This window comes from Pyramidobacter sp. CG50-2, from assembly GCF_003612005.1.
Lineage (GTDB): Bacteria > Synergistota > Synergistia > Synergistales > Dethiosulfovibrionaceae > Pyramidobacter.
In genome coordinates this window covers 38,045-50,073 of record NZ_RAWT01000002.1, presented here as the reverse complement: position 1 = coordinate 50,073, position 12,029 = coordinate 38,045, and the positions used below count along the sequence as shown (strand labels likewise).

Genomic DNA, 12,029 nt, shown 5'->3' with positions numbered 1-12,029 from the left:
TCGATCCGATTGTCGAAGCTTCCCCGAGACGATATAATGGACTTGAAATATGAGACGGCATTCCCGATCAGACCATCCAGAAAGAAGGAAAAATCCATCATGATCCCGGTTCCTTCCCGCATTTTTCGCGAGTACGACATCCGCGGCGAAGCCGAGAGCGAACTGACCGACGAAAACGTGCGGGCGGTCGCGCGCGCCTACGGCACGTATTTGAAACGCGCCGGTATCCTCAAAGCCACCGTAGGCGGCGACGTACGCCTGTCCACCGAGCGGATCCGCGCCGCCGCCATCGAAGGCCTGCGCTCCTGCGGCGTCGACGTCGTCGACCTCGGCACGGTGACCACGCCCATGCTCTACTGGAGCTTCTTCCGCTTCGGCGTCGACGGCGGCGTCATGATCACCGGCAGCCACAATCCGAAGGACATGAACGGCCTCAAGCTGGGGTTCAAAAAAGCCACGCTGTTCGGCGAAGAAATTCAGAAGATCCGCCGCATGGCGCAGACGGGCGACTTCGACCTCGCCGCCGCGCCGGGAGCGCTGGAAAAAGCCGACATCGCCGACGAATACGTCGCCATGCTGACGGAGAAAGTGCGTCTGCCGCGGCCGATGAAGATCGTCATCGACCCCGCCAACGGCACGGCGGCGCTGTTCGCCGGCAGATTCTTCAAAGCCCTCGGCTGCGACGTCACCGCCCTGTACGACACGCCCGACGGCACCTTTCCCAACCACCATCCCGACCCTCAGAAGAAGGAGAACATGCGGGACTTGGCGCGCACAGTCGTGGAGGTCGGCGCCGAGGCCGGCTTCGGCTTCGACGGCGACGCCGACCGCATCGGCGTCGTCGACAACGAAGGCAGGATCGTCGGCGGCGACATTCTCATGGCCCTGTTCTGGCGCGAGATCCTGCCCAAACATCCCGGCGCCACCGCCATCATCGAAGTGAAATGCTCCAAAGCGCTCGAAGAAGAAGTGCGCCGCCTCGGCGGCAAACCCTATTATTACAAAGCCGGCCATTCGCTGATCAAGGCCGAGATGAAGCGCATCGGCGCGCCCTTCGCCGGCGAATATTCGGGACACATGTTCTTCGCCGACGAATATTACGGCTACGACGATTCCTTCTACGCCGCCGCCCGGCTGCTGCGCCTCGTCGCCGCCGGCCGCGAGACGCTGGCGCAGATGCGCGCCTCGATCCCCGCCTACTGCCACACCGAGGAGATGCGCATCGACTGTCCCGACGAGCGCAAGTTCGAGGTGATGAAGCAGATCACCGCGCAGGCGCTCAAAGACCACGACGCCATCACCGTCGACGGCGTGCGCATCCTCTACGACGGCGGCTGGGGGCTGATCCGCGCCTCCAACACCCAGCCCGTGCTGGCCGTCAGGTGCGAAGGCACGACGCCCGAGAAGCGCGACCAGATCGCCGCCGACATCCGCGCCCGCATCCTTCGCGCCGGACTGCCCGACTTCCAATGGAAAATGTAAGGAGACTGTCATGACCGATCCCGTTGAAAAAGTGCAAAAGGCTCTCGACGAACTTCACTACGAAGGGAGCATCATCCACAGCGACGCCACCATCTTCACCGTCGAAGACGCTTCCAAAGCGATCGGCGTCACGCCGGGCGAGATCCTCAAGAGCCTGATCTTCATGGTCGACGGACAGCCCTGGCTCGTGCTCATGTCCGGTCCGAACAAAGTCCATTCGGGCAAGATCAAGCGGCTCAGCCAGGGACATCGCGTCACTATGGCTTCGCCCGACTACGTTTTCGAGAACTTCGGTTTCAGAATCGGCGGCGTGCCGCCCCTCGGCTATCCGCGGACGCTGCCCGCGCTGCTGGACGAGGATTTGTGGAATTTTTCCATTGTCTGGGCTGCGGCCGGCACCGACCACGCTTTCTTTCCCATCGCCCCGGAAACGCTGCGAGAATACACCCAGGGACAGAAAGCGGCCGTCAAGAAAGAGCCCCCTCAGCCGTGATCTTCCGCCCCTTCTTCCATCCTGACGATGAAAGAACAGAAAGGAGCTTCCCATGAAAACTCCGGCACTCAAGATCTATCGCGAACGTCCCATTATGGGCTGCGGCTGAAGCACCGCCATCTACACCGAGAACGAGCTGAAACATTTTCCCGGTGCAGCCAACCGCGTCGCGGTTGGGCAGCTTTACATGAAGCTCAAAGAAGAGTATGGTCCCCGCCTCGACATCAACTTCTACGACCCGCGCTGTTTCGTATTTCTCTTCGACACGCTGCGCTATCGCCTGCGCGGCGACGAAGTCACCTGGGTGCTGAACGGCAAGGTGATCTTCCGCGGCATTCCCGAGTGGGAAAACCTGAAAGACGCTATCGACGGCGTCCTTCCAGCCTCGTAGATACAAGACGAGACCGTCCCGGCCTGCAGCGGGCCGAGACGGTCTCTTTTTTCGTATCCGCGTGAAAACGAACTCGATGCCGATTTTACTTAAAAAATTTAATTGGGACTCACCATCAGTCGTGATAGCGCAGATCGATGCGCAGGATCCGCCGCGGACGGCCTGCCGCGGCCTGCGGCTCCTTTCCCAGCACGGTCAGATAGCGAAACTCCTCCAGCTTCTGCAGCAGCCTGTTCATGCTGCGCAGCGACAGCGAGCAGTAACGCGCCAGTTCGGACGAAGTGACCGTGTCGGTCCGGTATTGCAGAAGGGCCTGCTCGATCTTGCTCAGCGATCTGATCCCGATCCCGGTCTGCACGGAGATCTGGCGCAGATTTTCGTTGAACAGCCCTTTCGCGTCGGGATCGCCCGACAGCGAGATCGGGCCGAAAAAATGCCCTCTCTCGTCAAGACCGTAACAGCAAGATGCCGGGCTTCTTCGGCTTCTCTGCTGCGCCTTGTCGGCCGCGTAACGGGCCTCCCGGACCGTATACCCGATGCCGATGCCCGCCGAAATCTTCTCCAGACAGGGATTTTGAAAGGGCATGTGCAGCAGACTGAGACCGGTGAAGTTCCCCGTCTCGGCCATCAGCGTCCTCAGATCGCACGCCACGTAATAGTCAGCCATGTCCGTCTGAAACACGGCGCCGCCGAGATGCTGCGCAAAATAGCAGACGGACTCGCCGATCTGCGCCTGCAGTCTCAGCGTCTGCAGCTCGCTGTACATGTGCATCTCGCGGCTCAGCTGGAATTCCGGCCGGATCACGACCACCGCGGGAAGGTTTCTTTCGGCAACGGTGATCTGATGTCTCAGCAGCAAAAACTGGAGCTTCTGCTGCAGAAGAGAAAAATTCGGACCGGTCTTGATCGAAGGGATCCCCATCGCCCGAAGTTTTTCGTAGATCTTCTCCAGTCCCGTCACGCACAGATCCGCCCTGCCGGTGCGGTAATTTTCCGCGTGATATTGAACGACCTGCTGAAAATAATCTTCGGCCATGATGTCAAAGCGGGTATTGTAAAGCCGCACGCTTTCTTCGGTCCCCTTCAGCTCTTCGCGTATCTCTTCGATGATCTCATCGTCAAAACCGTCCATGCTGACGTTCTGGATCCTGTTTTTGTATTTCAGTCCCGCCTTGACGAGCGCGCACATGGTCGACAGCATGTTGCGCGGCATAAAATCCCACGGGACCGCGGGTTGGAGCAGAGACGTCGCGTACAGATAAGGCGTCTGTCCCGTGAAAAGCAGAGCGTCGCATTTCCTCTCGTTTTCTTCGATCAGTTTTATCGCCTCGTGAAAATCCCGATACGCCAGAGGCATCAGCTGTACGGAAAACCGAGCCGATCTTTTCTGCAGGATTCTCAGACTTGTCTCGGGGCCAATCACGCCAATGATCATCATCGTTCCCTCGCGATAGAGAAATCTTGCCCGTTCCGCATGGTTCGGACATGCCGCTTCATTGTACGCGGCCATTGCATTAAGGTCAAATTAAGGTCGTTTTATAGCATCCAAGACGCCCATATAATGAAATAAACAGTGAATTTATTTTTACAAACGGATTCATTGCGCTTCATTCCCGAAAAGGAGGTTCTCTTCATGTATTGGGCTCTTCTCGTCGTGTTCGGCATCTTCGCGCTGGGAGATTACCTTGGCGTCGTCTCGAAGGCTCGCCTCTCCTCCGTGTTCGTCGCCCTGATGTGCTTTCTGGTGCTGTTTCTGAGCGGCGTTCTGCCTCAGGATCTAATCAAGATCGCCGGACTCACCGATTTGGCTAAAATGGCAACGCCGTTTCTCGTTTTCTCCATGGGCTCGTCCATCAACCTGTCGCAGATGCGCAGGGAATGGAAAGTCGTCGTCATGTCGCTGGCGGCGATGCTGGTCGCCGTCGTCTCCGTACTTGCCGTCGCGCCGCTGATCGGCATGCAGAGCGCTCTGGTGTGCATTCCTATCGTCAACGGCGGCATCGTCGCCACGCAGATCATGACCGCCGCCGCTCTCGAAAAAGGATTCGGCCTGGCCGCCGCGCTCGGCACGCTGGTATTCGCCGTGCAGAAATTCGTCGGCACCATCCCCGCCTCGCACTTCGGCCTCAAGGAAGCGAAGCTGCTGGTCAGCGACTACCGCGAGAAAAAGGCCCAGGGCATCGATCTTTTAAAGGCCGCTCAGCCGCAGACCCGCGAGGAAACGGACGCTCAACCGAAGAAAGTTCCGTTCTGCGTCCAGTACGACAAATATTACACCGTCTACATGACGCTCGGCATCGCAGCCGCAGTCGCCTACGTCAGCAGCCTGATCGCCAGGGTCACGGGCATCGCCGCTTCGATCTGGTGCCTGCTTTTCGGCATGCTGCTCAATCAGCTGCATCTGATCCCTTCGCGTATCCTCGACCGGGGAAAGTCGAGCGGGCTGTTCATGACGGCGACGTTTTGCAGTTTGATCCCCGCCCTGGCGAAGATCAAGCTCTCCGACATGGGCAGCATGGCCGTCAGTCTGGCGCTGGTATTCGGTGCGGTGCTGATCGGTACTTTCCTGCTGCTCTACGTCCTGCCGCTGTGGAAGTTCATCGGCTCGCGCAACATGGTGGTCGGCATCGCCATGTCGCAGCTGCTGGGATTCCCCGCCACGTTCCTGATCGTCAACGAAGTGGCGACGGCCGTCGCGCGGAACGACGACGAGAAAAACTACGTCGTCGAGAAGCTGACGCCGGCCTTCGTCGTGTCGGGCTTCGTCTCCGTGACGACGTTCTCGATCATCATGGCGGGGATTTTCGCCTCTTTCCTGCATCTGTTCCCGGCGCCGTAAATCCGGCCACGAAAAACACGAACGAAACCGACGGATCTGTTTTATAATAGCGGCGGCCTCGAAAAAACGCTCTGCACCGTCAGGCGCCGTGCGAGTCCGCCCACAACTCAAGGAAAGCCGGAGGGAAAAATCATGAAATTCGACATGCTGAATTATCGTTATCCGTCTCGCCGCAGCGTCATTTACGGGCGCAAAGGCATGGTCTGCACCTCTCAGCCGCTGGCCGCCCAGGCCGGACTGGACATTCTGAAAAAGGGAGGCAACGCCGTCGACGCCATGATCGCCACGGCGATCTGCATGACCGTATTGGAGCCCACGGGAAACGGGCTCGGTTCGGACGCGTTCGACCTCGTCTGGTTCGGCGGCAGACTTTACGGGCTCAACGGCAGCGGCGGCGCCGCGAAGCTTCAGACCCTCGAGAAGATGAAGGCCAAAGGCTACGATTCCATGCCGCAGCGCGGCTGGGACTCCGTCACGGTGCCCGGCGCCGTATCGGCCTGGAGCGAACTGCACCAACGTTTCGGACGCTTGCCCTTCAAAGACCTGTTCGCCGCCGCCATCGACTACGCCGAAAACGGCTATCCCGTCCACCCCATCGTCGGCCGTCTTTGGAACGATGCGGCCAAAGTCTTCATGCCGTTCAAGGACAAGCCGGAATTCCGTCCGTTCTTCGAAACGTTCCTCAAAAACGGCGCCCCGGCCATCGGCAGCCTGGTCAAGCTCCCCGATCACGCCAGGACCCTGCGCGAACTTGCCGAGACGAACTGCGAGAGCTTTTACCGCGGCCGGATCGCCGCGGCGTTCGACGCGTTCTCGAAAGAGACGGGCGGCCTCCTGCGCGCCGAGGACCTGGCGGCGTACCGGGCCGAATGGGTCGAACCGATCACGACCAACTACAAAGGCTACGAAGTCTGCGAAATTCCGCCCAACGGTCACGGCATCGTCGCGCTGATGACGCTGAACATACTGCAGAAGCTGGACACTTCTCTGGGGCGCGACGCCGAGCCGACGGTCCACAAACAGCTGGAAGCGATGAAGCTGGCTTTCACCGACGGACAGACTTATATCGCCGATCCGCGCTTCATGAAGATGAAGACGGATTTTCTGCTCAGCGACGCCTATGCCGCGGGACGCAGCGGCGAAATCGGCGCAGAGGCGCTGCTGCCGAAACCCATCGATCCGCAGTGCGGCGGCACGGTTTACATGTGCGCCGCCGACAGCGAGGGCAACATGATCTCGCACATCCAGAGCAACTTCCGCGGCTTCGGCAGCGGCATCGTCATCCCCGGCTACGGCATCGCGCTGAACGACCGCGGCAACGGCTTCAAGCTCGACCCGCGGTCCGACGACTGCATTGCCCCGGGCAAGAAGCCCTATCACACCATCATTCCCGGATTCCTGATGAAGGACGGCCGGGCCGTCGGTCCCTTCGGCGTCATGGGCGGCTTCATGCAACCCCAGGGCCATGTGCAGGTGCTGATGAACATGATCGATTACGGCCTCAATCCCCAGGAAGCTCTCGACGCGCCGCGCTGGCAGTGGATCGGCGGCAGGAAGGTGGAACTGGAAGCCGGCTTTGACCCCGCCGTGGCCGAAGGGCTGAGCAAACGCGGTCACGAAGTGACCGTCACCAGCGACTTTCTCAGCTTCGGACGCGGTCAGATGATCCTGCGCGGCGACGACGGCGTGCTCATCGGCGCCACCGAGCCGCGCACCGACGGCTGCGTCGCCGCCTGGTAAAACGGGTCGCCCTTCTCCGCTCAGAAACACACAAACGCCAAGCGGCCGGGAACTGATGCATTCATTTGAATCATCAGATCCCGGCCGCTTGGTTTGTCCTGCGGAGAATACCGTCGGTCACGCAACCGACCCTTTTCGTTTTGTGAGTTTTCAGCGTTTGTTTTTGATCGTCTTGGGATTGCCCTTGCCGTTCCGCCACAGGATCACGGACCAGTAGAAGCGGCTCATTTCGCGGAAATCGCGCGGCTTGACGCCGAGGATGCTCTCCAGCTTTTCAAGGCGGTAATCCACCGTGGTGCGATGCACGTGCAGCAGCTCGGCGGCGCGCACGACGCTGAAGCCGCTTTCGCACCAGGCCGCGATCGTCTCCTGCAGTTCCTCGCCGTCAGTCCGCACGAAAAGCGGCGCCAGTTCGCGCTCCACCATGCTGTCGAGCAGGCGGGGCTCGGAACAGAGCAGCAGTTCCTCGACGCGAAAATCGGTGATGATGTGGACTTTGTCGCGCGGGAGCAGTTTGCTGCCGACGCCCAAGGCGACCTGCGCCTCGCGATACGACGAGACTAGGCCGGGAATGCCGTCCTGCACGCTGCCGATGCCGACCGCGGCGGAAAAACCGCGGCGCTTGAGCTGGTCGGTCAGCTGCAGGCACTGCTCGCGCACCGCCACGTAGAACTTGTCGCGATTGAACTCGCGCCCGCGCATGGCGCTGCGGAAGACCACGTAGCGGTGCGGGCCGACGCTGCCGGAAACGTCGCCGGGAGCGTTGAAGATCTGGCGGATGTCCATCAGCGTGCGGTCGCGTTCGGGATAGTCGCCGTCCTCGCTGCTCTGCGACGACGTGTCGATCTCGATCACCGAATAGGCCAGCGTCTTGTCGTAGCCCATCAGCGCCGCCTTGGTCTCGATCACCTGCGGATCGTTGATGCCGGGGCGGAACAGGGCGATGTCGGCCACCAACGCCTGCAGGTTGCGCTCGCGTTCCAGCAGTTCGCGCGTGATCATGCGCTCTTTCAGGTACAGCTCAGCCTGGCTTTTGACGAGCTGAGCGAACGGCTTGACCTTTTCGGGATCGCCCGTGATAGCGATCGTGCCGATCACATGCTGCTCAGTATCGAGGATCGGATAGGTGACGCCGGGCTTGACGCCTTTCAGACGGCGGGCGTCCTCTTCCGTTTCCCAGCGGGACTGCCCCGTGCGCCCGACAATGGCGCACGCCTCGTTCAGCGTGCCGATACCGCGGTCGAGGTCGCTGCAGCCGATCGTGATTCCGTCGGTATCGGTGATGACGACGTCGTATCCGATGACGCGGGAAATGTTTTCCGCAAGTTCCTGAGCAATAGGTCTAAGCATGTGTCTCCTCCCGGACATTGTGTAATTGCGGCGTATCTGCCTGATTTTGACGGGAATTAAGGCAAGTTTTTTTCGCCGACAAGTTTATCAGAGATCTTTCGTAACGAAATTTTATTTCGTTACGAAAAAACTTTTAAGTCATATAGACGCATTCCAACATGTATTATAATACCACTTTCGGCATTTTTGTGGAGCTCATTTTCATTTATTCGTCTCAAGATTTTGAGATTTTTATGAACAAAAATGTAGGGCGATCCGCGTCGTCCCGTCATATTTTCGGCAACTTGCCTGATTTCATCGGATGAATCACGCCCAAACAGCAGAAACGGCTCGCCACAAATCATCGAAAAAGATACTACAGCACAAACGGATCTTCCATTAAAACACGCTCAATATGACGACAACGGCCGGTTTTACGCCCCTCTTCACAGGTACAACAGCGATGCTCCACGTCCACGGCAAATTCTTCGCCGTTTTCCTCCACGAGCCATACCTTTGCTCCGACCCGCCGAAGTTCGGGGCCGCCGGCCTTTCCCGCCGACAGCCCTCGGGCTGCGGCGAAATTATCAGCCTGCTTTTCAAGAATCGGCTCGCCGGGATCCAAAGGCACGCTCTCGATGAATTCGCCCTTGTCCAGCGCCACGTTGGACAGGCGGTCAGCTTCGGCGTTCCGGGCCCTCGGCACCCAGCGGCAGCGCGCTTGCAGAGCGCGCATACGCTCGATGATCGGCTCGGCCAGCGCTTTCAGGCGGGGTTCTTTGATCTTCCACTGCCCCGTTACCTGCGATATCACCAGTTTGCTGTCGCCGCAGATTTCCGCGTTCTTCAGACCGCGGCGTTCAAGCTCGTCAAGCAGCAGACTCAGCGCCATATACTCCGCCTCGTTGTTGGTCTTCATGCCCAACGGCAGCGCACGGCGCCAGATCACCCGTTCGCCGTCGTAAATCACCATGCCGGCACCGGCGTCGCCAGGATTGCCCCGCGAGGCGCCGTCAAAATGGCCTCGAATCATCAGGCTCTCGCCTCCTTGTTCGTTTGTGCGCGTAGCGGCGGATGACGCCACAGCGTCGCGTAGATCACGGGAAAAGTTCCTATCGCGAAACAACCGATAGCCGCCAGCACTCCATCCAGTCCCATACGTTCCGAAAGAGCGCCAATCAGCAACGGCAGCAGAATCGGCGGCAGATCATTCGCCAGGAGGTACAACGACGATCCCTTGGGAAGCAGCCGCGGCGGAAACACGTCCGGTACCAGCGCGCTGATGGCGGGATAATCGACGCCGTGGCTCAGTCCGAAAAGCATGCCCGCCGCCACGAACCAAGGGATCTGTTTCGACGAGGCGGCCAGCAAAAGCGAAAGCGCCTCACCCACAGCCCAGAAACAGAAGGAGGTTCGTCGATCGAAAGACGTCAGCAGCCAGGCGCAGAGAGTCACGCGCACGAGTACGCTGACCGGCGTCAACGCCCACGTGAACCATGTTCCCCTGAAGCCGAGCCCGCGCATCAGGTTCGGTACGTACTGAATCGCCGCCGTAGCCGTCAGCGAAACCGTAAAAATCGAAGCGAGCAGCGCCCACGTCTCCCGGCGCCTTATCAGTTCGCCCCAGCTTCCCCACGCCACGCCCATGACCGCCTGCCCCGTGGCCCCTTTTCCGGCGCGAGGCATGCGTAGGGCATAAAGCGCCAGCGCTGTCAAAATAGCGGAGGAAAGCATCATGAACAGACGGATGAAACCGCGGTCAATCAGGAATTCGGACAACGGCACTACGACAAACTGCGGAAGAATGGAGCCAAGGCAGAGATAACCGAAAATCCGGCCGCGTTCCGCCGCGGGGATAACCAGCCCCTGATACGCCGTGATCGCCACATACACCACGCTGTAAGCCATGCCGACAAGAAAACGCGCCAGCATCAGCGCGCAAAAATTCCGCGACAGATACCCCAGCCCTGCGGCGGCCCCCAAAAGCGCCGCCCCCGTCACGGCCCCGCGGACGCCGACGCGCTCCACCATCCAGCCCCCGAGAGGACGGGCACAGGTCGCACCAACGTAAAAGACGCTCATGACCACGCCCATCCGCCACGAACCGAAATCCATCTGCAGCAGCAGCGACGGCAGCACGTAGCTGGCAGAAACCAGGCTATGGGCGCAAAACGTCAGCGTGAAAATACTGTGAAAATAAGAGGGCAGCCTCATACGCTCTCTCTCCCGGACGAGAAAAATGCCTGCGCGCCCGTGGCGGCAGGATAACCTGCAGACCGTCGCCGCCCTTCAGAAACGGCGACGTCGCACGTTGACATTGTACACCTCGAATCGCATAAAAACCTTTTTCTCCATGATACCAAACAAATCGTTTCCAACGGAAGGGAAGACATCCCATGAAAGCGCACAGCAAACTTCTGTGCTTTGGCGCCGCGCTGTCTTGTCCTACCGTCGGCCGCCTTTTCTACGGGGAAAGACGGCGTTCCCGACCATGGCTCCGGAAACGGATTGACAGTCCACAAAAAATCCTCTCGTTCGCGAACGAGAGGATTTTTTGTGCAGATTGTAGAACTCAGTGAGACAACAGCGTCAGCATGACGGCCGCGGCGACGGCCGTGCCGATGACGCCGGCCACGTTGGGCCCCATGGCGTGCATCAGCAGGAAATGGCCGGGGTTCTCCTTCTGGCAGACCACCTGAACGACGCGGGCCGCCATGGGAACGGCGGATACGCCGGCAGCGCCGATCATCGGGTTGATCTTGCCGCCGCTGAGGATCTTGAGAAGCTGGCCGAAGCCGCAGCCGCCGGCCGTGCTGGCCATGAAGGCGACCAGTCCGAGGACGATGATCTTGATCGTGCCGAGAGTCAGGAACTTATCGGCTTCCATCGTGGCGCCGACGGTCAGCGACAGGAAGATCGTGGTGGTGTTCATGATCGCGTTCTGAGCCGTGTCGCTGAGACGGTCGGCACAGCCGCATTCGCGAATCAGGTTACCGAACATGAGGATACCGACGAGAGGCACCGACATGGGCAGGATCAGCCCGGTGACGACGGTGACGACGATGGGGAACATGATCCTTTCGAGCTTGCTGACGGGACGAAGCTTGTCCATCGTGATGGCACGGTCGGCTTTGCTGGTGCACAGCTTGATGATCGGAGGCTGGATCAGGGGCACCAGCGACATGTAGCTGTATGAAGCCACGGCCACGGCGCCGAGAATCTGCGGCGCCAGTTTCGAACACAGATAAATGCTGGTCGGCCCGTCGGCGCCGCCGATAATGGCGATCGAAGCGGCTTCCTGCACGTTGAAGCCCAGCATCATGGCTCCGAACAGCGCGATGAAAACGCCCAGCTGGGCGGCGGCCCCGAGGAGGAACGTGATGGGGTTGGCCAGAAGCGGGGTAAAGTCGGTCATGGCGCCGATGCCCATGAAGATGATGACGGGATAGATCTCCTTGACCGTGCCGAAAGACATGTAATACAGGAACCCGCCGGCCTGGGTCTCGTTGCCCAGCGCATCGAGCACGGGCCCGGAGGTGATGCCCGACAGAGGCAGGTTGGCCAGAAGGCAGCCGAACGCGATGGGGATCAGCAGCAACGGTTCAAAGCCGCGGCCAATGGCCAAGTACAGCAAGGCAAACGCCACCAGCAACATGACAATGTTGCCGCCCGTCAGTCCCGCAAAGCCGGATTCGCCGACAATGCGGGCAAACGCTTCAGAAACAACGCTCATAATTTTTTCCTCCTTGGGAAAA

The 12,029-nt window shown here is 59.8% G+C and carries 10 protein-coding genes; 5 read left to right on the top strand and 5 right to left on the bottom strand.

The annotated features are described in order from the left end of the window. The first annotated feature begins 99 nt into the window (after nucleotides 1-99). The 3 genes from D7D26_RS00710 (at nucleotide 100) to D7D26_RS00700 (ending at nucleotide 2,366) form a co-directional block, all read left to right on the top strand. Nucleotides 100-1,482 carry a phosphomannomutase/phosphoglucomutase gene (locus D7D26_RS00710; protein ID WP_120371637.1) on the top strand — a complete coding sequence of 461 codons (1,383 nt, stop codon included), beginning with the start codon at nucleotides 100-102 and terminating at the stop codon, nucleotides 1,480-1,482. Nucleotides 1,483-1,492: 10 nt separating this feature from the next. Beyond that, nucleotides 1,493-1,975, top strand: a complete 483-nt coding sequence (locus tag D7D26_RS00705; RefSeq protein ID WP_078015117.1) for a YbaK/EbsC family protein — start codon at nucleotides 1,493-1,495, stop codon at nucleotides 1,973-1,975. Between the two features lie 187 nt (nucleotides 1,976-2,162). Further along, nucleotides 2,163-2,366: a hypothetical protein gene (locus D7D26_RS00700; RefSeq protein ID WP_078015189.1), complete on the top strand. Its 204-nt coding sequence runs from the start codon at nucleotides 2,163-2,165 to the stop codon at nucleotides 2,364-2,366. 115 nt (nucleotides 2,367-2,481) lie between these two features. Here the strand turns inward: D7D26_RS00700 and D7D26_RS00695 are convergent, their stop codons facing one another. Next, entirely contained in the window at nucleotides 2,482-3,801 is a 1,320-nt protein-coding gene (locus tag D7D26_RS00695) for a hypothetical protein (protein ID WP_147413016.1), read from the bottom strand. A 198-nt stretch (nucleotides 3,802-3,999) separates the two neighbouring features. Here D7D26_RS00695 and D7D26_RS00690 point away from each other — a divergent pair, with 198 nt between their 5' ends. Beyond that, a complete protein-coding gene (locus D7D26_RS00690; RefSeq protein WP_120371635.1) occupies nucleotides 4,000-5,205 on the top strand; it encodes a hypothetical protein in 1,206 nt (401 codons plus the stop codon). A 132-nt stretch (nucleotides 5,206-5,337) separates the two neighbouring features. Beyond that, entirely contained in the window at nucleotides 5,338-6,945 is a 1,608-nt protein-coding gene (locus tag D7D26_RS00685) for a gamma-glutamyltransferase family protein (RefSeq protein ID WP_120371634.1), read from the top strand. A 150-nt stretch (nucleotides 6,946-7,095) separates the two neighbouring features. On the opposite strand, the gene D7D26_RS00680 is transcribed toward D7D26_RS00685, so the two are convergent. The 4 genes from D7D26_RS00680 to D7D26_RS00665 all read right to left on the bottom strand — a co-directional run bounded on the left by D7D26_RS00680 (nucleotide 7,096) and on the right by D7D26_RS00665 (nucleotide 12,007). Then, complete coding sequence (locus tag D7D26_RS00680) at nucleotides 7,096-8,295, bottom strand: CdaR family transcriptional regulator (RefSeq protein WP_078015121.1); 1,200 nt, start codon at nucleotides 8,293-8,295, stop codon at nucleotides 7,096-7,098. Nucleotides 8,296-8,650: 355 nt separating this feature from the next. Next, the gene (locus tag D7D26_RS00675) at nucleotides 8,651-9,307 is read right to left on the bottom strand and encodes a ribonuclease HI family protein (protein WP_078015122.1); all 657 of its coding nucleotides are present in this window, start codon (nucleotides 9,305-9,307) and stop codon (nucleotides 8,651-8,653) included. Then, nucleotides 9,307-10,488 (bottom strand): MFS transporter, encoded by a 1,182-nt coding sequence (locus tag D7D26_RS00670; protein ID WP_120371633.1) that lies wholly within the window; start codon nucleotides 10,486-10,488, stop codon nucleotides 9,307-9,309. Before D7D26_RS00670 ends, D7D26_RS00675 begins: the two co-directional genes overlap by 1 nt. A 358-nt stretch (nucleotides 10,489-10,846) precedes the next feature. Next, complete coding sequence (locus D7D26_RS00665; RefSeq protein WP_078015124.1) at nucleotides 10,847-12,007, bottom strand: sodium ion-translocating decarboxylase subunit beta; 1,161 nt, start codon at nucleotides 12,005-12,007, stop codon at nucleotides 10,847-10,849. Between the last annotated feature and the right edge of the window lie 22 nt (nucleotides 12,008-12,029).